32 protein-coding genes and 3 pseudogenes are annotated in these 26,167 nt (G+C 59.1%); 21 read left to right on the forward strand and 14 right to left on the reverse strand.

What is annotated here, in order from left to right:
- The first annotated feature begins 632 nt into the window (after positions 1 to 632).
- Positions 633 to 911: a hypothetical protein gene (locus AC5ZFO_RS42755; RefSeq protein ID WP_496123705.1), complete on the forward strand. Its 279-nt coding sequence runs from the start codon at positions 633 to 635 to the stop codon at positions 909 to 911.
- 25 nt (positions 912 to 936) lie between these two features.
- On the opposite strand, the gene AC5ZFO_RS42760 is transcribed toward AC5ZFO_RS42755, so the two are convergent.
- Positions 937 to 1,125, reverse strand: coding sequence for a DUF3606 domain-containing protein (locus AC5ZFO_RS42760; protein WP_282521371.1), 189 nt, complete (start codon positions 1,123 to 1,125; stop codon positions 937 to 939).
- A gap of 104 nt (positions 1,126 to 1,229) precedes the next feature.
- Between AC5ZFO_RS42760 and ligD the strand changes: the two genes are divergently transcribed.
- Both ligD and AC5ZFO_RS42770 read left to right on the forward strand, forming a co-directional pair.
- Positions 1,230 to 2,150 (forward strand): non-homologous end-joining DNA ligase, encoded by a 921-nt coding sequence (gene ligD, locus AC5ZFO_RS42765; protein ID WP_282521372.1) that lies wholly within the window; start codon positions 1,230 to 1,232, stop codon positions 2,148 to 2,150.
- A complete protein-coding gene (locus AC5ZFO_RS42770; RefSeq protein WP_282521373.1) occupies positions 2,150 to 2,317 on the forward strand; it encodes a hypothetical protein in 168 nt (55 codons plus the stop codon). Before ligD ends, AC5ZFO_RS42770 begins: the two co-directional genes overlap by 1 nt.
- Positions 2,318 to 2,374: 57 nt before the next feature.
- Here the strand turns inward: AC5ZFO_RS42770 and AC5ZFO_RS42775 are convergent, their stop codons facing one another.
- On the reverse strand, positions 2,375 to 2,992 hold the full coding sequence (locus AC5ZFO_RS42775; protein ID WP_282521374.1) for a cell envelope biogenesis protein TolA: 618 nt from the start codon (positions 2,990 to 2,992) through the stop codon (positions 2,375 to 2,377).
- Between the two features lie 136 nt (positions 2,993 to 3,128).
- Positions 3,129 to 4,063: pseudogene (ku, locus tag AC5ZFO_RS42780) on the reverse strand (non-homologous end joining protein Ku).
- A 125-nt stretch (positions 4,064 to 4,188) separates the two neighbouring features.
- On the opposite strand from ku, the pseudogene AC5ZFO_RS42785 reads away from it, so the two are divergent.
- The 4 genes and pseudogenes from AC5ZFO_RS42785 (at position 4,189) to AC5ZFO_RS42800 (ending at position 6,016) form a co-directional block, all read left to right on the forward strand.
- Positions 4,189 to 4,553, forward strand: a pseudogene (locus tag AC5ZFO_RS42785) (hypothetical protein).
- 5 nt (positions 4,554 to 4,558) lie between these two features.
- Positions 4,559 to 4,963 (forward strand): hypothetical protein, encoded by a 405-nt coding sequence (locus AC5ZFO_RS42790; RefSeq protein ID WP_282521375.1) that lies wholly within the window; start codon positions 4,559 to 4,561, stop codon positions 4,961 to 4,963.
- A 47-nt stretch (positions 4,964 to 5,010) separates the two neighbouring features.
- Entirely contained in the window at positions 5,011 to 5,715 is a 705-nt protein-coding gene (locus AC5ZFO_RS42795) for a hypothetical protein (RefSeq protein ID WP_496123706.1), read from the forward strand.
- Positions 5,699 to 6,016: a hypothetical protein gene (locus tag AC5ZFO_RS42800; RefSeq protein WP_282521377.1), complete on the forward strand. Its 318-nt coding sequence runs from the start codon at positions 5,699 to 5,701 to the stop codon at positions 6,014 to 6,016. Before AC5ZFO_RS42795 ends, AC5ZFO_RS42800 begins: the two co-directional genes overlap by 17 nt.
- An 18-nt stretch (positions 6,017 to 6,034) precedes the next feature.
- Here the strand turns inward: AC5ZFO_RS42800 and AC5ZFO_RS42805 are convergent, their stop codons facing one another.
- From AC5ZFO_RS42805 to AC5ZFO_RS42830, 6 genes are all read right to left on the reverse strand, one after another.
- Entirely contained in the window at positions 6,035 to 6,703 is a 669-nt protein-coding gene (locus AC5ZFO_RS42805) for a hypothetical protein (RefSeq protein ID WP_282521378.1), read from the reverse strand.
- A gap of 84 nt (positions 6,704 to 6,787) precedes the next feature.
- Positions 6,788 to 7,045, reverse strand: coding sequence for a hypothetical protein (locus AC5ZFO_RS42810; protein WP_282521379.1), 258 nt, complete (start codon positions 7,043 to 7,045; stop codon positions 6,788 to 6,790).
- Between the two features lie 65 nt (positions 7,046 to 7,110).
- A complete protein-coding gene (locus AC5ZFO_RS42815; protein ID WP_282521380.1) occupies positions 7,111 to 7,413 on the reverse strand; it encodes a hypothetical protein in 303 nt (100 codons plus the stop codon).
- 503 nt (positions 7,414 to 7,916) lie between these two features.
- Positions 7,917 to 8,099: a hypothetical protein gene (locus AC5ZFO_RS42820; protein ID WP_282521381.1), complete on the reverse strand. Its 183-nt coding sequence runs from the start codon at positions 8,097 to 8,099 to the stop codon at positions 7,917 to 7,919.
- 137 nt (positions 8,100 to 8,236) lie between these two features.
- On the reverse strand, positions 8,237 to 8,791 hold the full coding sequence (locus AC5ZFO_RS42825; protein WP_282521382.1) for an AbiJ-NTD4 domain-containing protein: 555 nt from the start codon (positions 8,789 to 8,791) through the stop codon (positions 8,237 to 8,239).
- A gap of 101 nt (positions 8,792 to 8,892) precedes the next feature.
- The gene (locus AC5ZFO_RS42830; RefSeq protein ID WP_282521383.1) at positions 8,893 to 9,621 is read right to left on the reverse strand and encodes a hypothetical protein; all 729 of its coding nucleotides are present in this window, start codon (positions 9,619 to 9,621) and stop codon (positions 8,893 to 8,895) included.
- A gap of 350 nt (positions 9,622 to 9,971) precedes the next feature.
- Here AC5ZFO_RS42830 and AC5ZFO_RS42835 point away from each other — a divergent pair, with 350 nt between their 5' ends.
- Complete coding sequence (locus AC5ZFO_RS42835) at positions 9,972 to 10,361, forward strand: PRC-barrel domain-containing protein (protein ID WP_282521384.1); 390 nt, start codon at positions 9,972 to 9,974, stop codon at positions 10,359 to 10,361.
- Positions 10,362 to 10,381: 20 nt separating this feature from the next.
- Here the strand turns inward: AC5ZFO_RS42835 and AC5ZFO_RS42840 are convergent, their stop codons facing one another.
- Both AC5ZFO_RS42840 and AC5ZFO_RS42845 read right to left on the reverse strand, forming a co-directional pair.
- The gene (locus AC5ZFO_RS42840; protein ID WP_282521385.1) at positions 10,382 to 10,855 is read right to left on the reverse strand and encodes a phosphate-starvation-inducible PsiE family protein; all 474 of its coding nucleotides are present in this window, start codon (positions 10,853 to 10,855) and stop codon (positions 10,382 to 10,384) included.
- A gap of 314 nt (positions 10,856 to 11,169) precedes the next feature.
- Complete coding sequence (locus tag AC5ZFO_RS42845; RefSeq protein WP_496123707.1) at positions 11,170 to 12,270, reverse strand: AI-2E family transporter; 1,101 nt, start codon at positions 12,268 to 12,270, stop codon at positions 11,170 to 11,172.
- Between the two features lie 303 nt (positions 12,271 to 12,573).
- On the opposite strand from AC5ZFO_RS42845, the gene AC5ZFO_RS42850 reads away from it, so the two are divergent.
- The gene (locus tag AC5ZFO_RS42850; protein WP_282521387.1) at positions 12,574 to 13,365 is read left to right on the forward strand and encodes a universal stress protein; all 792 of its coding nucleotides are present in this window, start codon (positions 12,574 to 12,576) and stop codon (positions 13,363 to 13,365) included.
- Between the two features lie 11 nt (positions 13,366 to 13,376).
- Entirely contained in the window at positions 13,377 to 14,393 is a 1,017-nt protein-coding gene (locus tag AC5ZFO_RS42855) for a quinone oxidoreductase family protein (protein WP_496123708.1), read from the forward strand.
- 21 nt (positions 14,394 to 14,414) lie between these two features.
- Here AC5ZFO_RS42855 and AC5ZFO_RS42860 read toward each other — a convergent pair whose 3' ends face one another.
- Positions 14,415 to 14,570 (reverse strand): hypothetical protein, encoded by a 156-nt coding sequence (locus AC5ZFO_RS42860; RefSeq protein WP_282521389.1) that lies wholly within the window; start codon positions 14,568 to 14,570, stop codon positions 14,415 to 14,417.
- Between the two features lie 237 nt (positions 14,571 to 14,807).
- On the opposite strand from AC5ZFO_RS42860, the gene AC5ZFO_RS42865 reads away from it, so the two are divergent.
- Entirely contained in the window at positions 14,808 to 15,419 is a 612-nt protein-coding gene (locus AC5ZFO_RS42865; RefSeq protein WP_282521390.1) for an HdeD family acid-resistance protein, read from the forward strand.
- A gap of 219 nt (positions 15,420 to 15,638) precedes the next feature.
- Here AC5ZFO_RS42865 and AC5ZFO_RS42870 read toward each other — a convergent pair whose 3' ends face one another.
- Positions 15,639 to 15,869, reverse strand: a complete 231-nt coding sequence (locus AC5ZFO_RS42870) for a DUF6894 family protein (protein WP_404979792.1) — start codon at positions 15,867 to 15,869, stop codon at positions 15,639 to 15,641.
- Between the two features lie 302 nt (positions 15,870 to 16,171).
- Here AC5ZFO_RS42870 and AC5ZFO_RS42875 point away from each other — a divergent pair, with 302 nt between their 5' ends.
- The 3 genes and pseudogenes from AC5ZFO_RS42875 to AC5ZFO_RS42885 all read left to right on the forward strand — a co-directional run bounded on the left by AC5ZFO_RS42875 (position 16,172) and on the right by AC5ZFO_RS42885 (position 18,661).
- On the forward strand, positions 16,172 to 17,380 hold the full coding sequence (locus AC5ZFO_RS42875; RefSeq protein WP_282521391.1) for an alcohol dehydrogenase catalytic domain-containing protein: 1,209 nt from the start codon (positions 16,172 to 16,174) through the stop codon (positions 17,378 to 17,380).
- A 113-nt stretch (positions 17,381 to 17,493) separates the two neighbouring features.
- Positions 17,494 to 18,098: pseudogene (locus tag AC5ZFO_RS42880) on the forward strand (type 1 glutamine amidotransferase domain-containing protein).
- A gap of 170 nt (positions 18,099 to 18,268) precedes the next feature.
- Positions 18,269 to 18,661, forward strand: coding sequence for a putative quinol monooxygenase (locus AC5ZFO_RS42885; protein ID WP_496123709.1), 393 nt, complete (start codon positions 18,269 to 18,271; stop codon positions 18,659 to 18,661).
- 210 nt (positions 18,662 to 18,871) lie between these two features.
- On the opposite strand, the gene AC5ZFO_RS42890 is transcribed toward AC5ZFO_RS42885, so the two are convergent.
- The gene (locus AC5ZFO_RS42890) at positions 18,872 to 19,579 is read right to left on the reverse strand and encodes a helix-turn-helix domain-containing protein (protein WP_282521392.1); all 708 of its coding nucleotides are present in this window, start codon (positions 19,577 to 19,579) and stop codon (positions 18,872 to 18,874) included.
- A 417-nt stretch (positions 19,580 to 19,996) separates the two neighbouring features.
- Between AC5ZFO_RS42890 and AC5ZFO_RS42895 the strand changes: the two genes are divergently transcribed.
- From AC5ZFO_RS42895 to AC5ZFO_RS42925, 7 genes are all read left to right on the forward strand, one after another.
- Entirely contained in the window at positions 19,997 to 20,470 is a 474-nt protein-coding gene (locus AC5ZFO_RS42895; RefSeq protein WP_282521393.1) for a PRC-barrel domain-containing protein, read from the forward strand.
- An 18-nt stretch (positions 20,471 to 20,488) separates the two neighbouring features.
- Positions 20,489 to 21,142 carry a GlsB/YeaQ/YmgE family stress response membrane protein gene (locus AC5ZFO_RS42900; RefSeq protein ID WP_282521394.1) on the forward strand — a complete coding sequence of 218 codons (654 nt, stop codon included), beginning with the start codon at positions 20,489 to 20,491 and terminating at the stop codon, positions 21,140 to 21,142.
- 251 nt (positions 21,143 to 21,393) lie between these two features.
- On the forward strand, positions 21,394 to 22,047 hold the full coding sequence (locus AC5ZFO_RS42905) for a BON domain-containing protein (protein WP_282521584.1): 654 nt from the start codon (positions 21,394 to 21,396) through the stop codon (positions 22,045 to 22,047).
- A gap of 39 nt (positions 22,048 to 22,086) precedes the next feature.
- Entirely contained in the window at positions 22,087 to 22,566 is a 480-nt protein-coding gene (locus tag AC5ZFO_RS42910; RefSeq protein ID WP_249155431.1) for an Hsp20/alpha crystallin family protein, read from the forward strand.
- A 147-nt stretch (positions 22,567 to 22,713) separates the two neighbouring features.
- Entirely contained in the window at positions 22,714 to 24,627 is a 1,914-nt protein-coding gene (gene dnaK, locus AC5ZFO_RS42915) for a molecular chaperone DnaK (protein ID WP_282521395.1), read from the forward strand.
- A 38-nt stretch (positions 24,628 to 24,665) separates the two neighbouring features.
- Complete coding sequence (locus AC5ZFO_RS42920; RefSeq protein WP_282521396.1) at positions 24,666 to 25,208, forward strand: nucleotide exchange factor GrpE; 543 nt, start codon at positions 24,666 to 24,668, stop codon at positions 25,206 to 25,208.
- Between the two features lie 45 nt (positions 25,209 to 25,253).
- Positions 25,254 to 26,165 (forward strand): DnaJ C-terminal domain-containing protein, encoded by a 912-nt coding sequence (locus AC5ZFO_RS42925; protein WP_282521397.1) that lies wholly within the window; start codon positions 25,254 to 25,256, stop codon positions 26,163 to 26,165.
- The last annotated feature ends 2 nt before the right edge of the window (positions 26,166 to 26,167 follow it).

Raw genomic sequence — 26,167 nt, forward strand, 5'->3', positions numbered from 1 at the left:
TGTGCGCGTCATTCATCGCGCAGACCACTTGCGCTGCGGCCGCAACTCCCGGCGCAGACCGATTACGGGCGGCAGTCCTGCCGTCGTGGTCCCCCGGGCGCCCCCAACTGCTTGCGAGCGCTTGCGATAGCGATCGTTACCCGAAGGGCCGAGACACCCGCAGGGTGGCTCGGTGAGGAGCGAAGCGACGAGTAGAGCGCGTGCCGAAGGCATCGCCCGTACACCCTCAGCACGTGCCACTTGCTCGATGAAGCACGCCAAGGCTTGCGAACCCACATAAGAGGGCACCCGGGAACGGGGCAGTGATAGCGATCGCCGCAGGCGAGCCCCTTTCCCGAGTGCCCCCGGCGAGGAGCACCAAAGCTTTAGCGCGAGGGATCGAAGCCGCAAGGCCGAGACGCCGCGCGGCTCGGTTCACGAGAGCCCGGTGCGGCCCCGGCCGCACGCGCAGATACAGTGAAAACCTCAGCGAAGGCGATGCAGGCAATCCTGCGAGAACCGCATGGCATCTTCACGGTGATCTCAGAATTGGGAGTAACCTTGACGCTCCGCTGACTGGGATTCCCAGGCTTGTGCTAGCAGCCGGAACAAACGACGGGCCACAGGATTCGTCGTATTCGGAGTCTATTTCAATGCTGATGACCATTAAGCGAAGGCCGACAACACGGACGCTGCGGGGATGGGCGATCCACGTGCTCCAGGAAGCGGGCGCTATCCGCGAGTGCGAGGAGCACGGTTGGATGCAGGACCGCGCCGATCCGCATGCACGAGAGCGCGCCTTCGATATCGCCCGTCTTTACCCGCCAGCAGACGTCTCCCCTCACGCGGCCGAGACCGCGGTTCGCGACGCGCTGGGTTCGATTGGCGATACCTGCCCGGAATGCGCCCCTGACGAGCAGGACTGGCGCTGAGCAGCGACGCCAGCCCGTCTCCACCTCAGCGGCCTAGCCGTTTCTCCACGCGCTTGCGCGCATTGCCGACCTTTTTGACGGCTTTTTTCACCGCCGGCGCCGACTTTCGCGTCTTCTTCGCCTCGTATTGCACCTCGTAGTCCTGCCCGCCTGCCACCCGAGCCCGGTCCTGTTTTCGCCCGCGCGCTGTCTTGCTATTCTTCGCTACCGCCATCTGTGCCTCCTGTTGTGACATCGAAGCAACGCGACAAGGATTCCCAGGTTCCGGAACGATTCAAACTGTGCCAATTTGAATCGGCTGTAGCGTGGAGTTCTTCAGTGGCGTCTCAGCGTAAAATGCCGGCGGCTATCGGCGTCAAGGCGCCCTTCCCCGGCTTCATCGAACCGGCCCTTGCCACCTCGATCGAGAAGGTGCCGTCCGGAGAGCGCTGGATTCACGAAATCAAGTTCGACGGTTACCGTGTTCAGGTCCATCTGGCCAACGAGACGGCGAAGATCTTCACCCGGCGTGGCCACGATTGGACGCATCGCTTCAAGAAAGTCGCCCATGACGCCTGGCGGATCAAGGCGAACTCGGCGGTGGTGGACGGCGAGATCGTGGTACCGGCCGCGGACGGCACGACCGACTTCTCGGTCCTGCAGAACGAACTCAAGGGCAGGTCGACGAGCATCGTGCTCGTAGCGTTCGATCTGCTCTATCTGAACGGCCGAGATATCCGGAAGCTGCCGCTCTTTCAGCGCAAGGCCGAACTCAAGAAGATCCTGGGCGGCACCGATATCCAGTTCAGCGAAAGCTTCGAGATAAACGGCCGCGAGATGTTCGCGCACGCCTGCAAGCTCGGCCTCGAGGGCGTCGTTTCGAAGGTCCGGGGCAGCGCTTATCCGACGGGACGCACGAATGATTGGGTCAAGAAGACCTGCCTACAGCGTGAGACCCTGACCATTGCCGGTTTCGCGCTCGATGGGACGAAGTGGGACGGCATCTACGTCGGCCGGCGCAAGGGCGATGATCTGCTCTACGCCGGCAAAGTCGACCACGGCTTCGACAAGGTCTCGGCCGCCGATCTGCAGAAGCGGCTTAAACCCCTCATCCGAAAGACCCAGCCTTATACCAAGCGCATCGGTCACAAGGGCATCTGGGTCGAACCCAAGCTTCTGGCCGAGATCGAGTATCGCGCGAAGTCGGCCGAGGGAAAGGTGCGCCACCCTTTCTTCCGAGGCCTGCGGGAGGACTTGTGATGGATGCGTTCGATCGCTTCTGGCAGTGGGCGAACAAGCCGCTGGAAAGTCCGCTGACGATCCCGGCCGAGTTGCATCGAGCGGTCATGGATCTCGCTCCGGAGGATCGACGCGATCGCACCGCAGTGAACCAAGCCGCAGAGCGTGTACCAGATCCCGAACGATGAACGCTTGACGGCGGCCTCTGCCTTCTCGATGCCGCTGAGCAAGAACCCGCCAAGAAACTAACTCCGGGCACGCCGCAGCTCAGCTTCCAATCGCTCCCTCTCCTTATTCCAGCGATCGTCTTCGGTTTGCGATCTCTTCTCGAGAGCCTCAACCTGGGCCTGGATGGCGGCGGCCCGCTTCAGGTGCTCCTGCTCCGCCTTGTCCAGCGCGGCCTGCGCCTTGTCGACCGCCTGCTGACGGCGCTCACGCTCTTTCTGCCTGGCGGCCTCTTCCCTTGCCGACTCACTTTCCCGGCGCCTCTCCTCCCGTTCGTAGGCAAGCGCGGCCTTCCGCTCCGCCGCCTTGTCGAGGGGACGCGAGGAAGGCTTCTTCGCCATAGCGCTCTTCGATTTGCGGGCGGCTTTCGTCGATCTTCTGTCCCCGCCGAGATCGGCGGGCAGTTCGGCTTGCTCGCTGAAGGCTCCGTCGGATCCGACCGGGCGCCTGAGAACGACGCCAGGCTTCTTCATGGCCGCAGCGATGACGTCCGGATCGTCGCTTTCCTTCGCCGCGCCCTGGTGGAATAGATTGCTGTTGGCGCCCCAGGCTTCGAGGGCCGCCTTCATAGAGGGAGCGGCGATCGCCAGATCGTAGAAGCCGAGCGAAGTCTGGTAGGTCTTCAGTTTTCTCGCCATGACACTTCCCGCCTACCGACGCGATCATTTGATCCGTCATTCAGTCTACCTCGCGAGCAGGGGTTCTTCGAAGCGAGCGCACCAGCGCAGTCGGTAAAAGTAGCTTCCCCGGCGACACCGGATGCTTCACGACGGGCTAGGCCGACTTTCGCTGCGGCTTTGCGGCCGGCTTTTTCGCTGCGCCCTCCTTCGCCGTTTTTTTGCCGGCGATTGGCATCAGCATTTCCTTCTGCCCGGCCACCGCCTTGCGCGGCTTCTTGGCCGTCTTCTTCGGAGCCTCTGTCGGGCTCGTCGCCTCTCGTCCGATGCTCTTGCGCAGCGCATCCATCAGGTCGACGACGTTCTCGCCTCGAGGACGCGCTTTCGCGGTGATGGGTTTGCCGGCGCGCTTCTGATTGATGAGATCGATGAGGGCGGTTTCGTACTGGTCTTCGAATTTGTCCGGCTCGAAATGGCCCGCCTTCTGATTGACGATGTGCTTGGCGAGATCAAGCATGTCCTTGGCAACTTTGACATCCTGAATGTCGTCGAAATACTCATCAGCGGGACGTACTTCGTAGGGGTAGCGCAGCAGCGTGCCCATCAGTCCCTTGTCGAGAGGCTCGAGCGCGATGATGTGCTCGCGATTGGTCAGCACCACACGGCCGATTGCGACCTTGTTCATCTCGCGGATGGTTTCCCGAATGACGGCGAAGGCATCGTGCCCAACTTTACCGTCCGGACGCGAATGAGATATCGCGGATCGATCTCGCTGCGGTCGACGAACTCGTCGATCTCGATGGTTCGCGTCGATTCCAGCGCGACGTTCTCAAGCTCCTCCTTGGTCACCTCGATGAAGGTATCGGTATCGACCTTGTAGCCCTTGACGATGTCCTCGTTGTCGACCTCCTCGCCGGTGTCGGCGTCGACCTTGGCGTACTTGATCCGATGGCCGGTCTTTCGGTTCAACTGGTTGAAAGAGACCTTTTCGGATTCCGAGGTGGCCGGATAGAGCGCGACCGGACAGGCGACGAGGGAGAGACGCAGGAAGCCTTTCCAGTTGGCGCGGGGGCCATCGCGGGGGAACTCCATTACTGAGGTCGGATTCAAGACGAACGGCCCGCCTTGGTTCCGACATCGGGCCTCGTCCAACAGGCTGATTTTTCTCATCCAGGTCCTTGGACGGACTTTTGTTCATGTTATGTTCTAATCGAGAAATGACTGACCGACCCGCAAGCTGGCGCATGCCCACCCCGAAGCAGATGGAAAAGCTGGCAGCCGAAGCCGCCCGTAGGCCAAGTCCCTCCACTGCGGCACGGATGCGCCGCTTCCGGCCGAATACTGGGAATCCGTCCTCAGAGACCCTCGCGCTGGCAAGACCGGGGCCCAGATGCGGCAGCGACGTCTCTCCGAAATTCAGCGCCACGTGCTGCGCGTCTCCTGCCGCCGCTTCGAGCGGACCGTGGAAATCCAGACCGCCGATGCCGTTCGACTGTATGGCGTCACCGCGCTCTGGAAGGACGTCGCGCAGCGGCTGCCCGCACGGCGATGTTGGCGTCTTCCCCGGAACATCAACCTGTAACCTCCGTGTGCGCCGGGGAGGATGTCAGCATTGATCCAGTTGAGCGCTGGAAGCGTGAAGCAGACGAGCAAGAGGCGCGCTTTGAGCGAAAACGTGCAAGGGATCGGCGTGAACAGCAACGTGATCTTCGCCGGGAGGCCATCACTGCGCTTGCAGCAAGAGTGGAGCGGAATGAAGAAGGCTTGGTAGCAGCACTACAGGCGATGACGCGGATGGCGAACAATGCGGCGGACACCATCGAGCGGTTACAGAACGACGTGAAGGTTCTATGCGGAAGGGTCGTCGAGTTAGAACAGCGGCAAACCAATCTAGAAGCCCGATTGGCCTCCGCAGAAATGAAGAATATCGAGATGCGCGAAGCGCTCATAGAGCGCAAGGTTGGCCTCCCTAGCCTGCGAGCAGTGCAATGAACAGGCAACGGACCCTCCTCATCCAGGCAGAAGCGAGGGACCTCCTTGTGCGTAGCTGGATTGTTCAGCTCCGCAGATTGGCCGACGAAGTTGCCGCGAGCTACGAAGCATGGAGTGAACAACAGTTGGTGCGCGGCAGCAGCATCCTGCTCGACGAGTGCATGTCGAGCTACAAACGCGATGCGCTACCACGCAACGAAGATAGCTCACCACACAGCAGCGATGAGTGCGGGGGAAGTGTTCGACGTGACTGTAAACGGCCGGGGGGGGACTGCCGGAACCTAGCGATCGGATCGCGCTCTTCCCGGCCCGCAGGGCGTTTTGAGTTTTCTGACCTTAGATTAAACCGACCAGAGAAAAAGTTCATGCAGACTGGCCGCAAGGGAAACAAGCAACTCGCTACGCAAGCGAATATGAACGGTCAACGCTCGACCGCACCCGCTGATCTCACAAAACGTGAGCGTGAAGTCTTCAAACAGGTCGTGGACAGTGTGAGCAGCAAGCACTTTGCGCCACATCAGAAAATCCTCATCTGCACATATGCGCGGGCGACTGTGCGACTGGAGCAGATGTCTTCCGACGACCCAAAGTTCGTCGAACTCGCGCGGCTCCAATACAGTTGCGCTACGCGATTGCGCTTGACACCGCAGGCATTGGCCGATGCCAAGGTGCTCGGCCGTGCGCAGTACGACCGGCAACAGAGCCCGCTGGACGAATTCGTGGAGCAACTGCAAAATGGTGGATCGCACTGAGGATCATGATTGCCTACAACTGTGTCTTGAGACGCTCCTGAACGACCGCGAGCGCCGTGAACAGATGAAGGTCAAGCTGGCTCATGAAGAACCCGAGGCGGTCGCGCACTTCGCCTGCTACGTTCTGCAAAGCAAAAATCTACATCTCATGCCGTGGCAAAGTCCGCCGGTCTGGATCGACGACCCCGACGCAGTCGGCAAGGATGACGTGAACTACAATGCGGCGCTGCTGACGAAGAAGATGCTGGCCAAGGGCATCTCGAGGTTTCACCCGGATCCGCTGGCGCCGCTGAAGCGATGAGCAGATCGCTTTTCACATTCATTTTGACGCGTTCAGGTAGTAGAAGATTCTCGTGTAGAACAGTTGGGTGTAATTCTGCCATGCCTTGATATTGAAGTGGAACGTCTGGTCTGAGCAATTCATATTGCCGACAGCAACCGTTCCGTTCCACTCCGTTGCTTGAAACGTGCACATGTTTGTAGTGCGGTCCAGATCCAACCTAGCTCCTGTTGCGGTTGCTTCGGCCTGCTCTCGTCTTTTGATAGTCTCTTTCAAGCTCTTATCATCAATGCCGGGTGGCACCTCGGGCAAAGTGCTCTCGATTACTTTGTACCGGATCGAGTTTTTAGTATCCGTTTTTGCATCGTCAACTTGATCCATTGAATATGTGCTCGAAAACTCGCAGCCTTTTTCTGGCAAACCAAAATCACCATCGATATTTCCACGCCGCGGCTTCTGTCGATAGCAGAGCGTAATCCCCCCATCCTCACCAAACCCATAAGTCTTGATGATGATCTTTGACGCGTCACCGACTGAATTATGGATCAACGACATATTTGCCAGTTCGGGCTTGATTTCTGCCAGACACACACAGCCATTCGGTACAGCGAACCAATAGCTGGCCACTTCAAGCGCGAGGTAGCCTAAAGCAATAACGATTGCCCATATGAGATAGGGCTTAGCTTTCACTAATAGCGCGTTGTTCATGCTGACCAACTTGTGAGAGCGGGCGGCGGACACCTTGACGGTGAAACCTCTCGTGGGGCTCCTCGATGTCGGTGATCTATTGGGTTACGACAAACGCTTGCGGTGCATGCGTTTCGTCCCGTCAAAATTGTGGCCGAACCGACAGCCAGGATTGTTTTCGTAGTGCTCAAAATGAGCAGCTTGGCCGTTCGTACCCGCCGCGTGCACTCTAACCTGCCCGTGACATTCAGGGCATCGCTTCTTTCGGTCTTTGTCCAGTCTGAGTGCTTCATCCAGAGAGATGGCCTGCCAGCCATTTCGCACCCACAGTTCAACTTGGTCCCAATTCTTGTTGGAAGCCATTTGATCTCTCCGTGTCGCGGGCTGTAACTCGCTAGTCCTGCATCTTCACGTTCAGTGGACAGGCACTAGCATTCAATTCTCCCACGTGTAGCGACGCACTTTCTAACCAATTCCCTCACTTCATCTTCATCCAAATATCCAAGCTTTTCGACCAACTCCTTCACCTCATCTTCGTCTAAAAACCCTTTGCTTGAAACCTCATCCGCGGCGATATTTTCGACCGCTTTCTTGAATTGCTTGTCAGTAAGCCAGCTTTTTGCAGTCATGCCCTTAACGTTTATCGCTGGGTTGACATATTGATAGATGAGAACCCCTGAATTCAGCAGCGAGATGACTAGACAAACCGGTACGATCCATTTGCTCGACATTCCTTGTGCCCTTCTTCTCTCCCTGCACGTTCGACGGCATCGAAGGCTCTTAGGTTGATTAGCCTACAGGCTTACTGCAAATCATGCGCTCGATTCCACTGTGTGGTCGATCCAAACCCGGTGGGCCGGGCATCACTTCCTTCGTAAAGGTAATCTTTGAAGTGCGATCTAGTCTGAATGAGCGCGCCCCCGGCAAATTTCCGGACTTGCTAAATCCGGCCAGTTGATGCCCGTTAAGGATGACGTCGCCGCGCTTGGTATAACCGAGATACCGAGGCACAAATGTTCTCTCACCTTCGTCCGCACGGTAGACAAGGCGAACGACCCATTCGTTTTTGATCGCTTCGCATATTGCGGCCTGGTCAAATGGTTGAGCAAAAGCCGCACTCGCTATCAGGCAGGCTAGGACCGAAGCTCCCGCTGTCAAATGACGTAGCATTTGGGTGCACCACGCATCCTGTTGCTCGTTCGCGATGTTCGAGGCATTAGCGTTTCTGAGCCGATTAGGTGAGCAGGCCATTCGCTCGCGCTTTGCCGATAAGATATGACACAAACGCCGCGCAGGCCCCGAACATGAACAGGGCGTCGGTTTCGTCCACCTTTGCCGCGCTGTCATCCAACAGCGCGTGACGTATACCTTTTTCATCGCTGGTGTAGTTATACAGAGAGTTGAACCCGTTCTTCATCGCCGGATGGATCGCAATCTTCTGCTCCAGTTTCTTGAGCGCCTTGGTGAGAATGTCGGCGGAAGGATCCAGCGTCTTGCCAGCTGCTTCGACAGCGTGAATGCTTTCGCGGATGCTGTCGGCATATGTCCCAGCGGTCAGATGACTTGCAGCATTGCGGAGGTGGGCGCGCGCACCGTTGAACTGACTGGCAGTGAGGTCAGCGAACGCTTTTCAATGGTTTGGTGTTCGGCATCTGAGGCAACTGGGCAGATCACCTTTTTGTCGACTACGCGATAGGCCACACGGCAATACTTCAAAACCCGCTCAATGTGGTCTGCAAATGCCGGTGGGGACGCTGGATGCTTAAGCACGAACTCCAGCCAGCCAAAGACAGCAATGTAATCGCCCTTCTCAAAAACTGCCCGCACCTTCTTCGTGAGCTTCTTCGCGTCGTTTTCGAAATCATCGACCATCCCGTCCTGTCGCCAAACGAACTCGTCCCTCAGAATGGTCGACCACGGCTTGTCGAACGAGTTCGAGGCATAGTCGTTGTGCCGCTCTACATCGCTCAGAAATTTGTGGATGCGCTCCCACAACAGCGCCCGCAACTTGGCCGATATTTCGCGCAACTGAAGTTGTGACGGCAACGGCGCAACGCCCTCCGCCTGCTCAAAGGAGAGCCTTTTGCGTTCTTCAATGTCGGTAGTCACCGATGTTCCTCTCGGATAAGCATTTGGCGAGAGCTTGCTTACCGGCAGGCCGAAGCGTAGCGCGGTGTGCTTGCTAGGTGCGGGCGAATTCGCGTTTGTGCTCAGAACGGTATGTCATCGTCCATTTCCGCAATGGCTTTGGCTCTTTTACTTGCTGGCGGGGGAAGACGCTTTGGTTCCTCCGGCTTCTTGCTCGGTGGTGGTAGCTGTTTGGTCTGTTCTGTCTCTTGACGGACCCCAAGGATCGCGGCGGCAAGTTTGGCCCACTTCCATGCGGGCTCCATTTCCTTGGCAGCCTCGCCACCAGTATTCGCCAACGATAAAACTAAATCATTGAATTTTTGCAGGGCTGTGCGATCGCGGTCGAGCTCGGCCAAGAACGCATTGAGTTTGTCTAGCAGGCGCTCCTTCTTCGCTATGACGAGCGACGATGCGTCGATGATTTCTTTAATTTTGCTCACATAGGCTCGCAGATGCTTCTTCTCATCGGCATCAAGCGGCAATGCATACGCCGGTCCCACGCGAATGTGGCTGATCTGGATGCGAACTGTGTAGGCGTCGACGGTCTGCCTGAAGCGCTTGTAGTCTTCGTAGACGTCGGTTGCCCCATCATTCGGGACGGTAAAGAAATCCAAGAAATCAAGTCCCAGCGCCTCGGCGGTGGCCAAGGTGTGGTTCATGTATTCGATGATGTAGTGGTTCGACGCGCCGCCACTTTGAGTATCTTCCAAATCCCGCTCCAAGATTTCGCGGAATTTTCGTTCCAGGCGCACGAAGGCCATGTCCGGCGGACAATCAGCCGCCGCAGCGAAGTCTTCCTCTTTGATCATCGCAAACCCCGAACCCCAACTGCTGGGACTCAATTTGGTAGGGTCACGGGTGGGCCGCAAGAGCCACAACTTTCAATCCACAGGGGGTGGCAATGTGGTCGGCACAGCCAAGGTTGGGTGTTTTTGTTCGGCACCGCGCCAACCGATACCCGGTTTGTACTTGGTCGGCTATTTGTGCGGAGATGAGTTTTCCAGCTAAGTGATTGTTTTTGCTGGCGCTCCCTAGGGGAATCGAGGCCCGGCGGCGACGCCGCATCGAACAGGGACATTTGTACGAAAGCCCCTCGAGATCCGCCGAGGGCTGCTCGGCAACAAGCATCTCTGCTCTGTCCAACCAGGAGCCGATCTTCATGAACCGCACTCGTCCCTTTCTCGCCGCGATTGCCCTGGTTCTGACGACCCTTGTTCAAGGAGTCGGCCGAGCCGCAGGTCAAGAAATCGCCCTGACGCCCATGGAGTCAAAGGAGGTCGCCAGAGGCTATCGGGCTGAAGCCCTCAAGCTAAAGCCTGTGATCAGCGACAAGAGTGAGATGATCGGAAGAATCAGCGACTTCATCTTTGGCAAGGATGGCAACATCTACGCCGTCCTCGCGGTCAGCGATCTCGTTGGCTCCGGTGGTCATCTCGTCGCGATACCCTTCCGTGGCCTCAAGCTCGACGATCAACGCGGGGAGATCGTGCTTCCAGGCGCCAGCCAGGCAGCTCTTGGAAAACTGCCAGTCTATCTCAGCAGCCCATAACGCCAGTGTGGCTCCTTCCTCTAGGCTATTTCTTCCTGTCGGCAATCGCTGTCGCGTACCAGCCAATACACCACACCTAGCGCGAGAATAAGGGTCGCAAATGCCAGCGTGTGCAAGGCGTCCGTTTCGTTCAGATCTAGAATGATGACTTTTCGGCAGATAGCAAGCAGCGCGATCACGATCACGGACCGGATCTGCACAACTGCCTCTCGACGCTCAGCCACCACCAACAGCGACTTCTTGAACTCCAACGCAATGATCACGGTAAAGATCATGCCAAAAACGGCCTGGAACACCCTGAAATCAGACGGATCCAGACTGCCCGCCAACACCAGCCCGAACAATATCTTCAGGCTCAGTGTCCAGACCGCTGCGACCACCACGATTGCAATCAGGAACGTCAGGAAGAGCACGACAGCGTGCTCAAACCACTGATAAAGGGACGTCAACCTGAACTCGCTCTTTGTCTCCTGGATTTCATCCTTAATCGACATGATCGCCTTCGCCCTCTTCCTCTCGCTGGCCTGACGCGCATTGTCGGGCCTCGCTGTCAGCCGGGATCGCAAGGGACCATAAAGGATATTCTTCCGCCTTGACTGATGTCAGCTGATGTCGGGCGCTCACGGCACCGCGCTCATGATTTTTACCGCGATCCAATTGGGAACTATCAATGCACCGCCCCTTGGCGTTTGCGACGATCCAAATGCGAGGTGTCCCACCATCGCAGCCCGTTCCCGGGCGTCCTCCCTTGACTTGGACCGCCTGCACACAGCTGCGCGGTCCTTTCTTTCCCCACACGAATGAAAGATCAGTTGTCGCCGGCGCGGATCCACTCACGCCCTATGGTCAGCAGGGCGGCCATGATCGCCGGCCCGATGAACAGGCCGAGCAGCCCGAGGGATCGCATCCCACCGATAATACCGATCAGCACGAGCAGGAAAGGCAGTCGTGCGGCACCTCCGATCAGTACCGGCTGAATGAGATGATCGATGATCAACAATACGGCGCTGCCGAAGACCCCTAGTCCAGCGCTCGCTAATGGGGCATCGTTCACAACAAGCAAGGAAGCGGTGGAAGCAATCAGGATAATCCAGGCTCCGAATGGTTTGATCGAAAAAAGAGTCATGGTCGCGCCAAACAGCAATGGATGCGGCACGCCGGTTATGACAAACGCCAGCCAAAAAACACCGCCCTTGACGAGCGAGGCCGCCACAGTACCGTTCGCAGTTGCACGGATGGCGTCAGCGAAGGTGATCAACAGATTTTCTCCTGGCATCCCGAGCAGATTGCGCACAAGCGCCCGAAATCGAAGTGCGAGCCAAGCGCCATCGCGGAGCGCGATGAACAGGGCAAGCAACATCGTCAGCAACTCGAGGACTCGTCGAAGCAACGCGCCGCCAAGAGAACCTGCCCAGGTCGCGAGGCTTTCGAGATTGACGCGCCGAAGCCATACGACGAGAGCGTTGGGGTCGCTGAGATTCTCCTGCCACCATTGGTCAAGTAGCTGACCGGCATGCGGCAATCGCGACAGCCAAGGTGGAGCGGCAATCCCGTTGAGTCCGAGCGTATTGAGCGAAGCCAGCAACGCACCGCTTCCCTCGGCAATCTGCCGTGCCAACAACATGGTCGGCACGATCGCGAAGCATGCCATAACAAGGGTGAAGCATAACGGAGCTAGGACTTGTGATCGCTTGCCTCCGATAGCCGCCAGACGGTTGTAAAGCGGCCAAGTTGCGATGGCGATGATGGCGGCCCAAACCAACGCTGCCAGAAACTCCCACGCGATCCAGGCCGCCGCAGCCACCACGACGGCCCCGATCGCGACACGACCCGCGGCCTGCACCCCGTCATCAATTGACGCAATTCGTGGATGCGCGTGCCTGGAGACGTTTTCTTCGCCGATCAGCATGACTTTCTGCCTGTAAGATCGAGCTTGGAATCCCACACGATGCGTGCGCCCAAGTTAACGACAAGATCCGGCAATCAGTCGGTTCCGGCGTTGATGACCGTCAGCCCGACCGTGGTTTTCGATAGCTCCACCGATAAGCCGCACCGCGTCAAAACAGCTCCGCCTGAGACTTTGGCCCAGCTTTGCTTGACAACCATCAAGGCATCTGCCGGCCGTTCCACGGTACTTGGCTGTAAGATCAAGAGGGCTGGAAGTTACCATTTGATCAATGGAGGCCGGCCGAACTACTGGAAGAGGACTGCCATGATCAAGGATATACTCGTTCGCCTCGACGGAACGCCGCAGGACGACATTCGTCTGGCAGCCGTCGAACAGATTGCCACGATATTTGCATCTCACGTCACCGGTCTCTACTTCAGTCTGCAGTCACCTCTCACCTCCAGCGAAGCCGCAAGGAAAGAAGGCGACTCGGTCGAAGCAGCCGCGATGGCGCGTTTGAGACGCCTTCAGCGGGAGACGGACCTGCGTCGCTTTGATGTCGTGGGCGAGGAGGACGTCCCTGATACGGCCATGCTGCCAGCGCGCGCTGCCGACACGTTCGTGGAGCTCCGCCCCGATAGCCGATCGAGCAACCCAGAGCGCTTGATCGAGCGCCTCCTTTTCGGAGGCGGCCGCCACCTCTTCCTCGTGCCGAACGACCTCAGAGCAGTTTCTTTCTGGAAGCACGTAATCGTCGCATGGAGCGGCAGTCGGGAGGCGGCCCGCGCCTTGGCCGAGGGCATGCCTTATTTGCATCGGGCTGAGAAAGTCGGCCTCCTCGTCGTCCAAGGTGCGAACCCGACGGAGGCAGACCTCCTCATGGGAAACGATGCCGTACAACATCTTCGGCATCACGGCATCAATGCCGTCAAGTACCGAGCGTTTGGTGAAGAAGACGAGACCGCCGGCGTGGTGATCGAGGAATGCCGCAAGCTGGACGCCAATTTGCTGGTGATGGGCAGCTACGGCCATTCCGCCCTGCATGAACTGCTACCCGGCAGTACGACGAGCCGCCTGCTTCGTCGTTCGCCGATCCCGCTCGTCGTTGCCCATTGAGGAGCCAACCCATGCTTGACCGCCCCCGTCGTTCCGCTCTTCCCGGAACTCACGCAATTCCCGTCCCCCGCACGATGTATGCCGCGGCCATGGATCGCTTCGGCGAACCTGCCGTACTCACCGGGCACGCGCTGCCGGTTCCGACGATTGATTCTGGCGAGGTTTTGATTGCGGTCGACACATCAGGAGCCGGACCATGGGATATCGACGTGCGCCTCGGACGCTTTGCGAACCGCAAGCCGCACTTCCCGATGGTTCCTGGCGTCGATGGCGCCGGTATTGTCGTCGCTGTCGGCTCGCGCGTGCGCCGACTGAAAGTTGGCGACGAGGTCTATTCGTACAGCTGGCAGAACCCCAAGGGCGGCTTCTACGCCGAGTATGTGGCAGTCCCCGCCCACAATGTCGCGCCGATCCCGAAACGGCTGGACCTCCAGCACGCAGGAGCTATTGCGACAACGGGTCTGACGGCTCTGCAAGGCATCGACGATGCCCTGACTTTAAGGAGGGGTGAGACAATCATCATTCATGGCGCCTCGGGCGGCGTCGGCACTCTGGCCGTTCAATTTGCCAAGCTGCGTGGCGCTCGCGTATTTGCTACGGCTTCCGGGATGGAGGGCGTGGAACTGGTGCGAGAGATGGGTGCCGATGCGGTCGTCGATGGCAAGCGGGTGGTCGACATCGACGATCGTGCGCGCGCCTTTGCGCCCGAGGGAGTTGATACTGTGCTCGCTCTTGCGGGTGGCGACGCACTCGGGCAATGCCTCGATGCGCTTCGACCGAACGGAAGGGTGGCTCACCCGAACGGCATCAAACCAGCGCCAAGGAAGCGACGCGGTATTACATTGACTCGATATGACGCCGTTGCCGGGGTTCGCGAATTCGAGCACCTCAATGACGCAGTACAGGCGGCGAAGCTCAAGATCCCGATCGCAGCGCGTTATTCGCTGGCTGAAGCCCACAAGGCGCATTTACGTTTAGAGGCGGGCGAGGTCTTTGGAAAAATCGTGCTGACAGTTCACGGCGCATGATTGCGAGAACCCGTTCCTCCCCTACGAGGGGTGGCCTGGATCCAAATGGTAGAGCGGCGTCTTCTTCGCGCGCTGCGGCGTCATCTTGGCTGGGTCGGGCGCTCCGGGAACGCCGCGCGGTCCCAACAGCTCGCGCTGAATGTCATCTTCGGACTTCTCGGGTTCAACCCCGTTCATGGGACGCTCTTTTGGCACTCTGTCTTCTCCTTTGTCTCGGCACAAAGTGCTCAGCGAATTTGTTGATCATACTGCTCGCGAAGCGGCGGTGCTGCGATTTAGGAATACTACGTAAGGCGCCTCTGCCATTCGAATTGTCTCGCAGCGAGCAAAGCTTGATAGCTGTCAAGGCACGTCGTAGCGACAAGTCGCTACTATGGCCGAACTTGGAAACCGACGGCTATTTTGGAGCTAGACATGACCAGCACGACCTTCAACAGCAATGCTGACTTCAACATCGAATCTGCCTCCGCGATGCTTGCCAAGAATTGGTGGCTGTTCCTGCTGCGGGGCATCTTCGGAATTGTCTTCGGGTTGCTTGCTTTTCTCTTCCCGGGTCCCACCATGCTCTCGCTGGTGTTGCTGTTCTCGGCCTACATGTTGGTCGACGGCATAGCAGGAATCATTTCCGCCGTTCGTGCGATGCGACGGAAGGATGAATGGGGACTGTTGATATTTGAAGGCCTCCTCAATATCGCCGTCGGCGTTGCCGCCTTTATCTGGCCTGGCCTGACGGTGCTTGCCTTTGTCTTCATGGTCGCCGCCTGGGCGATCGTCTCAGGCGCGCTGATGATGACTGCCGGCTTCCGCCTCAAGCTTGATCATGGCCGCTGGTGGATGGTTCTGGGCGGGGTGTTGTCCCTCGTTTATGGCGCGCTGCTGGTCGCTATGCCGCTGATCGGGGCAGTGGTCCTTACGTGGTGGATGGGAGCTTACGCGATGGCCTTTGGTATCGCGCTGGTCGTTCTGTCCTTCAAGTTGCGGACCCGCCAGAACGAGCAGACTGGCTCCCTCGCCGCGGCGGCGTGAGCCATCCTGCCTAACTATCTCTAGGCGAGCGAACGGCCACCTCGAAGGTCGACGCTCGGCGACTGAGAGTGACCGTTTCTTCGTGAGCGCGATGGGCCACTTCCGGACCCATGCACCGCAGCAAGGGCGGGGTATTACTTTTCGACAACCTCATCGGCGCGGGCGAGCAGCGCGGGCGACGCTGTGACGCCGAGAGCGTTCGCGCCCGCCGAGGCGGCTTTACCGCCGATCGACAATGACTGTTCCCCTCACCACGAACAGAGTCCGGTCGCCATTAGTTACTTCGGTGGCGACATAGGTGTTTCGGGAGCGCTCCCCAGCTCTCTTCAGGAAGGCCGGCATCCGCTGCACGGCTCGGTGACACGCTGCCCCTTCGGTCGCGAATAGTTTTCCACGCGGGTCTTCAGTCTTTTGGCCGCGCACATGCTGATGAAAGAAGTAACGAGGCATTGGGGCCTCCTTTCTCCATTCAAACGTCAACGAGCCGTAGAGCGGTTTGTTCAAAAGTGAACGATGTCTCCATCTCGCTACGGGCTGGGCGGCAACCCGAAACAGTTCCTCCCAATTCGTTTTCGCGATTGTTGACGAACGTCAGGGCGCGCAAAAAAAACTTCCGTATGCTGTTTGGAACCAACGCTCCAAGAATCCAGGAGATCGCACGGAACGACCCGCAAAGATTGGTTGCCCGCCTAGAGCGAGCAAAAGCGACAGACATGTTGCAAAGCTACCATTCAACGCAAAGGACTCAAACCATGGCCGGCAATCGCGTTCTGACATTTCAGGGGCCCATGAAGCTCGAGGTCAAAACCATTGACTATCCGAAGCTCGAGGATCCGCACGGCAGAAAGATCGAACACGGCGTGATCGTCAAGCTGGTGTCGACCAATATCTGCGGAAGCGACCAGCACATCTATCACGGTCGCTTTGAGGCCCCGAAAGGCATGGTCATGGGCCATGAGAATACCGGTGAAGTCGTCGAGGTCGGCCGCGACGTGGAACTCATCAAGAAAGGAGACCTGGTATCAGTTCCCTTCAACGTCTCCTGCGGCCGCTGCCGCAATTGCAAGGAGCGGCATACCGATGTTTGTGAAAATGCGTACGTCAACGACATCGTCGATTGCGGCGCCTATGGGTTCAATCTCGGCGGTTGGCAAGGCGGACAGGCCGATTACATGCTGGTCCCCTATGCCGACTGGAATTTGCTGAGATTCCCCGACAGAGACCAAGCGATGGCGAAGATCCTGGATCTCACTTTGCTCTCCGACATCCTGCCGACCGGATATCATGGCTGCATTGAGGCCGGCGTTAGGACCGGCTCGACAGTCTACATCGCGGGTGCCGGGCCGGTCGGCCGTTGTGCGGCTGCCAGCGCCCGTCTTCTCGGAGCGTCGTGCATCATCGTAGCGGACAGGTTCCGGGAGCGGCTGAACCTCGTGAAGGAATGCGGATACGAGACCGTCGACACCACCAGCGCCACGCCGGTTCCCGATCAGATCGAGGCGATCCTCGGGGAGCGTGAAGTTGATGCGGGCGTCGACTGCGTCGGCCTGGAAGCTCACGGTTACGGCGAGGAAGACCGGGACGAGCACTCGGAAGCCATCATCAATGTCTTGTTCGACATCGTCCGCGCCGGCGGCGCGATGGGTATCCCGGGCATTTATACCAATTTGGATCCCGGCGCACCGAAGACCGCTATGGCGAAGAAAGGCGAGCTTCCGCTCGCCTTCAGCAAGGCCTGGATCAAGTCACCGAAACTCACCGGCGGCCAAGCGCCGGTGATGCACTACAATCGCGATCTCATGATGGCGATCCTGTGGGACCGCATGCCCTATCTGCGCAAAGTGGCAAACACCAAGATTATTTCGCTGGAAGACGCTCCGGCGGCCTACAAGACCTTCAGCGACGGTTCGCCCAAGAAGTTCGTCATCGATCCGCACAACATGCTGAAAAAGGCTGCCTGAACGCGCGCCGAGCGCTACGCCTCTGCACAATGGGAGTTGGGATCATGGCAAGTGAGACACTCGATGGCCTGAAGGTTGCGATTCTGATCGCGGATGGATTCGAGCAAGTCGAAATGGTGGAGCCGCGCAAGGCGCTCGACCAAGCCGGCGCCAAAACCAGCATCGTGTCGCCGAAAGACCAGCGGATCCGTGCTTGGAAGTTCACGGAGTGGGGCGACGAGTTCCCGGTAGACGTTCCCCTCAATCAAGCCAAGCAGAGGACTTCGGCGCGCTGTTGCTGCCGGGTGGTGTCATCAATCCCGACGCGCTTCGCATCGAGCCTACGGCGGTTGCCTTCGCAAAAGCCTTCTTCGATGCCGGCAAACCGGTCGCCTCGATCTGCCACGGGCCATGGACCATTATCGGGACCGGCGCAGCACGGGGGCGCCGCATGACATCGTGGCCTTCACTCAGGACCGACCTGAAAAATGCCGGCGCGGATTGGGTGGATCAGGAAGCGGTTGTGGACCGAGGCCTGGTCACGAGCCGCAAGCCCGATGATATCCCGACGGCATTCAACAAAGAGATGATCAAGCTCTTTCCGAAGCGCGAGGACGCCGTCATGCTGCTTGACGCCACACGCAGCGAGCTGATTGGCCTCGCGCGCCGGCGTTTTGGTTCCGTCCGACGCGCGGTCGCGGTGATTGGCCAGGGGAGCTGGTATCTTCGCGATTCCTAAGGCGTTCACCGCCGTCCGTGTTGACGAGAATGCCGAAGCAGCCGTTGTGCATCTGTCGGATGTCGAGATTGATCGGATCGATGCCGCGTTTCCCCGAGATCCGCGTCAGCGTGGGTTGCCGATGCTCTAGACCCTGCCGACAGGCGGCACCGCACTGAAAGAAAGAAGCTATGGTCACCGCAGCACTGTTTGTTCGTGTCGAGGCAAAGCCCGGAAGTGAAGCCGCCGTCGAGAAGTTCCTGAAGAGCGGGCTGCCGATTATTGAAAACGAGCCGGCAACCATCGCCTGGTTCGGGCTACGGCTAGGACCGTCAACCTTCGGTATCTTCGATGCCTTTCCGAACGACGCTGGACGCAACGCCCACCTTTCGGGGAAAGTGGCAGCGGCGCTGATGTCAGATGAGACTGCCGCGCTCCTGACAAGGCCACCGACGCTCGAAAAGATCGACGTACTCGCCGCCAAGCTTCCCGGAACGGAGGTGGATGATACCGGGCCAACGGGCTATGCCGACGCACCCGATTTTCCAGCTCTTCGCGATGGCTTGTATGCCGGCAGCCTATGACATGGCGCGCGACCGGGGCCGAGCTACAAGGGCTTGGCTTTCGAGAGCTTTAATCTTCGGAACGTTTGCGCTTTTGGCGCTGCTCTTTCTAGGCCGCGTTCGAACGTCAGCATCCCACTGAGGTGGCCTTGCGGGGGGCCAACCGCTCCGCTGGGCTCACGGCCGGCCCTATGCCCGTGTCCGCCCAAGTCCGCTCTGGGTCGAGCGCAATTAGGCAGCGATCGCATCAGAACCAGCGTTCGGATACTTTCTACCGATTTGGTGCTCCAGTGCATCGCGATCCACAATCCGGACTGTTCGAATCCCAATCAGAGCAATTATACCGCGCTGCTGCAGATCTGAAAACGCGCGACACACAGTCTCTACGGACACAGCGAGGTACTCGGCGAGATCATACCGCGTGATCGGAACCCGTATGTCTCCCCGCTGGTCTCCGTAGCGCTTTTCAAGTAGCAGCAGGAACGCACTCACCTTGTCCGCCGTCGTGACACCCCCGAGGACTACGAGCTGCTGTCGGGTCCGTTCTAACGATTGAAAGGTGATCTCTCTCAGTTCTCTCGCGAACTGGCGATCGCGCTCGCCGAGATTCTCGAGCCGCGCTCCGGAATAGCCCGCGAGCACGGTCTCTTCCGTCATGGCCTCGATCGTTTCCTCTCTCTGGATGTTTCCGACAAAGAAGAAATCCCGTAGCAGCATCAGGTCCAGGATCTGCCGCCGTCCATCGGTGCGGATAGTCGACCATCGTACGGCGCCGGCAATCACGTAGTACCAATGTCCAGTGGCGCCGTCGTCTTCCGGAACCTGCTGGTCGCGGTTCAATTTGACAATTGCCTCCGACCCATCGAGCCGCTTCAGCGCGTGCGGCTGTGCGGCGAGCATTTTTCGATAATAGTCCGCTGGGTGGATTATCGGCTTCATTCCCTGTCCTTCCTTCTTCAGCGCACTCTCGGCGGGAGGAACGATCCGCTCACGGGCAATCAACTATCAGCAATACAACGGCGTAAACCTGGGAAATTTTCATACGTAAAAACACGTAACGGCGCTTGAGCCATATCGAGGGGAGACTTACGGCGCTCGAACGTTGATTGCAATTCACTACCAACGACATTTCATTGCGCAGCCGGAGCCGGCATGTTCCGGCAGATGCACGAGGCGCTATTCCACAATCAGCACCTCCCGGACGCGTCGATGCCGCAAATGCGCAGCCATGACGGTTGGGCAGTCAAGGCATTCAGCCGCGGTGTCGATTAAGCGATCTGCGAATTGACAATGGTCAGCGCACTCCTGGTTCAAAGGGGGTACTCGCTAACCCACTGACAGTCACAGGAGAGAGACATGGAAGCAACCATCCCCCGTCCCCTTTCGAAACTCATCATCAGCACGGCCACGTCGTCATGCCGGCGGAACGCGGCGAAGTGGACACGATTTTCTGGCCTCGCGGCGCTGGCCGGACTCTTGGCTGTCCTCAGCAGCAATCCCGCACTACCTCAGGCCGGCGTAGCGCTGGTCAAGGTTGACTTGAGCGTCGTCGCTCAGGGCTATCGCATGAGCAAGCTGATTGGCAGCAGCGTCATCAACGACAAGAACGAGAAGATCGGAAGTCTGGACGACGTGATTGCCAGCAAGGATAAGAAGCAGCTCGACTTCGGGGTCCTGCAGGTCGGCGGCTTTCTCGGCGTCGGGGGCCACCTCGTAGCCGTCCCGTTTGATAGCCTCGTCATCGATGATACCGGCAACAAGATCACTCTTCCTGGCGCGTCCAAGGAAGAGCTGAAGAAGCTATCGGAATTCCACTACCGATCCTCTTGACGGCCGCATCATATGTCGATGCCAAGATCAACCGACGCGATCCTGGACCGTACCCGCACTCGCGAAGTGACCGGCGTCTTTCACTCGCGACGTACGCTCGATGACGCGGCCCAGGATCTTCTTCTGTCGGGATTCGATCGCTCGGACATCGACATCAGCGCGTCTCCCGACGAAGTGCAGCGACGGCTGAATTACGCTGTGATTCCTCCGGCCGATCTCGCCGACATGCCGACCACGCCGAGACAGCCCTTCTTCGGCGACGACGATTTGCTTGGCGCCGAAGCCGTCGCCAGCAGCGTTCTCGGCTGCATCGCGGCGGTTGGCTCCGCTCTTTTCCTGATCCTCAAAGGATATGACGCTCTGGCCGTCGCGATGTGGTCAATTCTTATCGGGGTCTTTACGGGTGCCGTCATCATAGTGCCCATATACCGACTACTGCGCCGCGAGCGCGCCAGAGGCTTGGAGCCGGTAGCAGAATGGGATGGCCTCTTGATCTGGGTTCGAGTTCGCGCACCTGAGAAGGAAGCTCAGGCCCAGGAGATTCTGATGCGGCATGGCGGGCAGGCCGTGCACGTTCATGAAATCGATCTGGAAAAGCGGCCGGAAGATCTGCCGCTGCACTCACTTCGTCCGGATCCCTGGCTGGGTGACGAACGCCTCGGGCGACCGTAACGAGGCCGCGACAAATGCTGCGCCCGCGTCATTTCTCCCAGCCGTTCTCACTCCTTCCACAAAGATCATCTTTGGCGATCTTCACTCAGTTCGGCTTCACAAGCTCAAGCGAGAAACTTGAGACGGAAGTTGACGGTCGTCATGGCTCGCTTGCTCGCCACGCGTAAATTGCCCCCTACCGGCGATGACGGAGCCGCGCCGATAATGCCACTCGCAAATGCCAGGAGCCAATCATGAAGTCAGACCCAATCATGAAGTCAGACAGTGAGATCGAACGTGATGTCCGTGACGAACTGAAATGGGATCCTGACCTCGATGCCAGCGACATTGCCGTTTCGGTCAAGGACGGCGTTGTCACGCTTGCAGGTTTCACGCACCGCTACGCCGATCGACTTGAGGCCGAGTCCGCGGCGAAGCGCGTAGCGGGTGTTCGCGCCATAGCCAATGACATCGAGGTTCGGCTGCCATCGATCGATCAGCGCCCGGATCCTGATATCGCACGCGAAGCGGTCGCGACGCTTATCTCGGAGCTTCCGATCTCTCACGACAAGATCAAGGCAACCGTCAGGGACGGCTGGATCACGCTCGAAGGTTCCGCCGAATGGCAATATCAAAGAACCGCAGCTGAGAACGCGGTTCGCAAGGTCAAAGGCGTCAAGGGCGTCATCAACGTGATCCTGGTCAAGCCGAAAGTCCAGCCCTCCGAGCTCAAGCAGAAGATTCAGGACGCCTTCAAGCGAAACGCGGAAGTCGACGCCAACCGGATCCAGGTCGAGGCTAACGGCAGCGAAGTGGTCCTTAAGGGCACGGTACGCTCCTGGATCGAACGCGAGGAGGCCGAGCGCGTCGCCTGGTCGGCGCCCGGCGTGAGCAGGGTCGACGATCGCATCGTTGTGAGCCCCTAGAACCGAGAGTTGCATCGCAAGGTAAAAAAGGAGAATCCAATGAGGTTACGATCACTCGTCCCGTCTCGTGATGCAGGAATGCTGATGCGGCCCGACTTCGGCCTGTTCGGCCTGCACCGGGAAATCGACCGCCTGTTCAGCGAGTTCTCGCAGGGCTTGGGCCCCAACGGACAGCAGCTCGTGCCGAACATTGAGATCGCGGAAACAGACAAAGCGATCGAAGTCACCGCCGAAATGCCGGGCCTCGAGCGCAAGGACGTCGACATTTCCCTCGAGGATGACACGCTTACTATTCGCGGCGAGAAGAAGGTGGAGCAGGGCACGGACGGCGGCAAGAACGACAAGAATGTCCAGCACAGCGAACGCAGCTACGGCGTGTTTCTTCGCGTGCTGCAGCTGCCGCCCGGGATCGATCCCTCCTCCGTCCAGGCGACGATGACCAACGGCGTCCTGAAGATCACGATTCCAAAGCCCGCAAAGCCGGAACCGAAGAAGATCGAAGTCAAGGAAGCTGCTTGACCGTCGGCGCGGCGAGACGCCCGAGCCGTTTGTCTCCTCACAGCCCAGCTCGGTGCGTCTCGCCTCTTATCGCGAATAGGGCGAGACACCCACAGACTTTAGGACGGCCGCAGCTGTCCCAGGATTCAAACCCGAAGGAACCTGATCATGGCAAAAGCAATCGGCATCGATCTCGGAACCACCAACTCTTGCGTTGCTGTAATGGAAGGCAGCAAAGCCAGGGTCATTGAGAATGCCGAAGGCGGGCGCACCACGCCGTCCATGGTTGCCTTCACGGACGACGGCGAAGTCCTGGTCGGGCAGCCGGCCAAGCGGCAAAGCATCACCAACCCCGAGAATACGATCTATGCCATCAAGCGACTGATCGGCCGGCGTTACGACGACCCGATCACAGCAAAAGACAAGACCATGGTGCCCTATCACATCGTGTCGGGCGACAACGGCGACGCCTGGGTCGACGTCCGGGGTAAGAAGTACAGTCCGAGCCAGATCAGCGCGTTCATCCTCACCAAGATGAAGGAAACCGCTGAAGCCACGCTTGGCAGCGCCGTCACACAGGCAGTCATCACCGTACCCGCCTATTTCAACGACGCGCAACGCCAGGCAACCAAGGACGCCGGCCGGATCGCCGGATTGGAAGTCCTGCGCATCATCAATGAGCCGACTGCGGCCGCCCTGGCCTACGGCCTCGACAAGAGAGGCAGCGGCAAGATCGTGGTCTATGACCTCGGTGGCGGCACGTTCGATGTCTCGATCCTGGAGGTCGGCGACGGCGTGTTCGAGGTGAAATCGACCAATGGCGACACCTTTCTCGGTGGAGAGGATTTCGACAAGCGAATCATTGACTATCTGGCGGACGAGTTTCGCAAGGAAAACGGAATCGACCTCCGCAAAGATCGCCTTGCCCTGCAACGGCTCAAGGATGCCGCCGAGAAGGCCAAGATCGAACTCTCCAGCGCCACCCAGACCGACGTCAATCTGCCCTTCATCACCGCAGATCAGGCCGGACCGAAACATCTCAACATCAAGCTGTCGCGCGCCAAGCTTGAGGCGCTCGTCGACGATCTGATCCAGCGCACCATCGATCCCTGCAAGGCAGCGTTGAAGGACGCCGGCCTGCAGCCATCGGACATCAACGAAGTCGTGCTGGTCGGCGGCCAGACCCGCATGCCAAAGGTTCAGGAGACCGTGCAGAAGCTTTTCGGACGCGAACCTCACAAGGGCGTCAATCCCGATGAAGTGGTCGCGGTCGGTGCCGCGATCCAGGCCGGCGTGCTCCAAGGCGATGTCAAGGACGTCCTGCTCCTCGACGTGACACCCTTGTCGTTGGGCATCGAGACGCTTGGCGGCGTCATGACGAAGCTGATCGATCGCAACACCACCATCCCGACCAAGAAGAGCCAGGTGTTCTCGACAGCGGAGGACAATCAAACCGCGGTCACGATCCGGGTCTTCCAGGGTGAACGCGAGATGGCAACGGACAACAAGCTGCTCGGACAGTTCGATCTAGTCGGGATCCCGCCGGCGCCGCGGGGCGTACCGCAGATCGAGGTGACCTTCGATATTGATGCCAATGGCATCGTCAACGTATCGGCCAAGGACAAGGCGAGTGGCAAGGAGCAGAGTATCCGGATCCAGGCGTCCGGCGGTCTGACCGAAGCAGACATCCAGCGGATGGTCAGGGAGGCCGAAGCCCATGCCGACGAGGACAAGCGGCGCAAGGAGCTCATCGAAACCCGCAACCAGGCCGACGCGGTGATCTACAGCACCGAGAAGGCCCTGAAGGACTCCGAAGGAAAGATCCCTGCCGACGTCAAGAGGGAGATCGAGCAGGCGATCGCCGAGGCAAAGCAACGGCTGAGCGCAGAGGACGTGACAGCAATCCAGCAGGCAACCCAGCGGCTGCAGCAGTCGGCATCCAAGATCGGCGAAGCCTTGAACCGAGCGGCGTCCCAAGGCGGCGCTCCCAGCGGCGGACAGGCGGGATCGTCTGGCAGCGGTGAGGACGTCGTCGACGCGGAATTCGAAGAAGTCGACCCCGGCGATCGGAAGGCTTCTTGAAGCCCCAATCCGGCCGAACGCAAAAGATGGAGCACGACATGGCTACCAACACCATGGATGATGGGCTCGGCGAGCTTCCCGCGGGTGAGCACAAGGAAAGCGACCAGCCGCAGGACACGACCGCCGAGCGCGACCGCCTGATGCGCGCACTTGCGGACGCCGAGAACACGAGGCGCATCGCCGAGCGTCGGGTCCAAGACGCGCGGCAATATGCGATCGCCGACTTTGCCCGCGAACTGCTACAGGTGACGGATAATCTGCGACGAGCCATCGACGCCGGCTCGCCGGACCAGGGAGCCAAGGACGACGACGGCCTGCTGGCCGGAGTCGTCGCCACCGATCGTATCCTGACACAGATCCTGAAACGCTTCGGTGTCGAAGAAATCGACGCTCTGAATCGGCCATTCGACCCGATGAAGCACGAAGCAGTAATGGAAACCGATCGGTCCGATCAGTCTCCCGGGAACGTCGCGGACGTTTTGGAGAATGGCTACATGCTTCACGACCGTCTCTTGCGGCCGGCCCGGGTCGTTGTAGCCAAACCGCCTAGACCACAATCGTCGCCACCCCCGCAACAATGAACGGCGGTCCGCTCGGTCCGGCCGACGCGAAAACAGGAGCTGGTGTTGGCTGCAGACCCATATGCAACGCTGGGCGTAAAGCGAGACGCGACACAGGCCGACATTCAAAAGGCCTACCGGCGGCTCGCGAAGAAGCTGCATCCTGATCTCAATCCCGGCAACAAGGCGGCAGAGGACAAATTCAAGGAGCTATCTGCCGCCTACATGCTTCTGAGCGATCCGGAAAAGCGCGCCCGTTTCGACCGCGGTGAGATCGATGCATCAGGCACCGAGCAGCAGCCCCGGCGATACTACCGGGATTTCGCCGATCGTGAAGGCTCGTCGGGCTACACCAGTGCGGCCGGCTTTGCCGATTTCAGTGACTTCGCCGGCAGCAATGATATTCTCTCCGAGATCTTTGGACGTGCCGGCCGCACCACCCGGCGCGGACGCGGGGCTGACGTCCGATATCATCTTGAGCTCAACTTTCTCGACGCCGTCAACGGCGGCAAGCAATCCATTGTTCTGCCGGACGGGACTACGCTCGAGGTCAACATCCCTCCCGGCACCCGCGACGGCCAGATTCTGCGCCTGAAGGAGAAGGGTCGTCGGGGAGCCGGAGACAGTCCGCCAGGCGACGCCCTGATCGAGATCAGCGTCCTGCCACATCCCTACTTCGTCCGCAAAGGCGACGACATTCATCTGGACCTGCCGATCTCACTGAAAGAAGGCGTGCTGGGCGCGAAACTCAAGGTACCAACCGTGAGCGGCGCTGTCGCGGTCTCTGTGCCAAAATGGTCAAGCTCTGGCCGGGTTCTTCGGATCAAAGGACGCGGCGTGCCGCGCGCCGATGGCGGCAGCGGGGACCAGTACGTCACGCTGAAACTGGTTCTGCCGAAAAAGCCAGATTCGGATCTCGAACGCTTTGTGAGTGAGTGGCAGCCTTCTGATAGCCCAAGACAGTCGATGCGAGTGTGACA

The organism is Bradyrhizobium sp. Unk1 (assembly GCF_059512345.1).

Excerpts from the sequence above, each read along its gene's own strand:
- AC5ZFO_RS42755 (WP_496123705.1), top strand. The coding sequence starts at position 633 with ATGCTGATGACCATTAAGCGAAGGCCGACAACACGGACGCTGCGGGGA.
- AC5ZFO_RS42760 (WP_282521371.1), bottom strand. The coding sequence starts at position 1,125 with ATGGCGGTAGCGAAGAATAGCAAGACAGCGCGCGGGCGAAAACAGGAC.
- AC5ZFO_RS42770 (WP_282521373.1), top strand. The coding sequence starts at position 2,150 with ATGGATGCGTTCGATCGCTTCTGGCAGTGGGCGAACAAGCCGCTGGAA.
- AC5ZFO_RS42775 (WP_282521374.1), bottom strand. The coding sequence starts at position 2,992 with ATGGCGAGAAAACTGAAGACCTACCAGACTTCGCTCGGCTTCTACGAT.
- AC5ZFO_RS42800 (WP_282521377.1), top strand. The coding sequence starts at position 5,699 with ATGGTGGATCGCACTGAGGATCATGATTGCCTACAACTGTGTCTTGAG.
- AC5ZFO_RS42805 (WP_282521378.1), bottom strand. The coding sequence starts at position 6,703 with ATGAACAACGCGCTATTAGTGAAAGCTAAGCCCTATCTCATATGGGCA.
- AC5ZFO_RS42810 (WP_282521379.1), bottom strand. The coding sequence starts at position 7,045 with ATGGCTTCCAACAAGAATTGGGACCAAGTTGAACTGTGGGTGCGAAAT.
- AC5ZFO_RS42815 (WP_282521380.1), bottom strand. The coding sequence starts at position 7,413 with ATGTCGAGCAAATGGATCGTACCGGTTTGTCTAGTCATCTCGCTGCTG.
- AC5ZFO_RS42820 (WP_282521381.1), bottom strand. The coding sequence starts at position 8,099 with ATGAAGAACGGGTTCAACTCTCTGTATAACTACACCAGCGATGAAAAA.
- AC5ZFO_RS42830 (WP_282521383.1), bottom strand. The coding sequence starts at position 9,621 with ATGATCAAAGAGGAAGACTTCGCTGCGGCGGCTGATTGTCCGCCGGAC.
- AC5ZFO_RS42835 (WP_282521384.1), top strand. The coding sequence starts at position 9,972 with ATGAACCGCACTCGTCCCTTTCTCGCCGCGATTGCCCTGGTTCTGACG.
- AC5ZFO_RS42840 (WP_282521385.1), bottom strand. The coding sequence starts at position 10,855 with ATGTCGATTAAGGATGAAATCCAGGAGACAAAGAGCGAGTTCAGGTTG.
- AC5ZFO_RS42845 (WP_496123707.1), bottom strand. The coding sequence starts at position 12,270 with ATGCTGATCGGCGAAGAAAACGTCTCCAGGCACGCGCATCCACGAATT.
- AC5ZFO_RS42850 (WP_282521387.1), top strand. The coding sequence starts at position 12,574 with ATGATCAAGGATATACTCGTTCGCCTCGACGGAACGCCGCAGGACGAC.
- AC5ZFO_RS42855 (WP_496123708.1), top strand. The coding sequence starts at position 13,377 with ATGCTTGACCGCCCCCGTCGTTCCGCTCTTCCCGGAACTCACGCAATT.
- AC5ZFO_RS42860 (WP_282521389.1), bottom strand. The coding sequence starts at position 14,570 with ATGAACGGGGTTGAACCCGAGAAGTCCGAAGATGACATTCAGCGCGAG.
- AC5ZFO_RS42865 (WP_282521390.1), top strand. The coding sequence starts at position 14,808 with ATGACCAGCACGACCTTCAACAGCAATGCTGACTTCAACATCGAATCT.
- AC5ZFO_RS42870 (WP_404979792.1), bottom strand. The coding sequence starts at position 15,869 with ATGCCTCGTTACTTCTTTCATCAGCATGTGCGCGGCCAAAAGACTGAA.
- AC5ZFO_RS42875 (WP_282521391.1), top strand. The coding sequence starts at position 16,172 with ATGGCCGGCAATCGCGTTCTGACATTTCAGGGGCCCATGAAGCTCGAG.
- AC5ZFO_RS42885 (WP_496123709.1), top strand. The coding sequence starts at position 18,269 with ATGGTCACCGCAGCACTGTTTGTTCGTGTCGAGGCAAAGCCCGGAAGT.
- AC5ZFO_RS42890 (WP_282521392.1), bottom strand. The coding sequence starts at position 19,579 with ATGAAGCCGATAATCCACCCAGCGGACTATTATCGAAAAATGCTCGCC.
- AC5ZFO_RS42895 (WP_282521393.1), top strand. The coding sequence starts at position 19,997 with ATGGAAGCAACCATCCCCCGTCCCCTTTCGAAACTCATCATCAGCACG.
- AC5ZFO_RS42900 (WP_282521394.1), top strand. The coding sequence starts at position 20,489 with ATGCCAAGATCAACCGACGCGATCCTGGACCGTACCCGCACTCGCGAA.
- AC5ZFO_RS42905 (WP_282521584.1), top strand. The coding sequence starts at position 21,394 with ATGAAGTCAGACAGTGAGATCGAACGTGATGTCCGTGACGAACTGAAA.
- AC5ZFO_RS42910 (WP_249155431.1), top strand. The coding sequence starts at position 22,087 with ATGAGGTTACGATCACTCGTCCCGTCTCGTGATGCAGGAATGCTGATG.
- dnaK (WP_282521395.1), top strand. The coding sequence starts at position 22,714 with ATGGCAAAAGCAATCGGCATCGATCTCGGAACCACCAACTCTTGCGTT.
- AC5ZFO_RS42920 (WP_282521396.1), top strand. The coding sequence starts at position 24,666 with ATGGCTACCAACACCATGGATGATGGGCTCGGCGAGCTTCCCGCGGGT.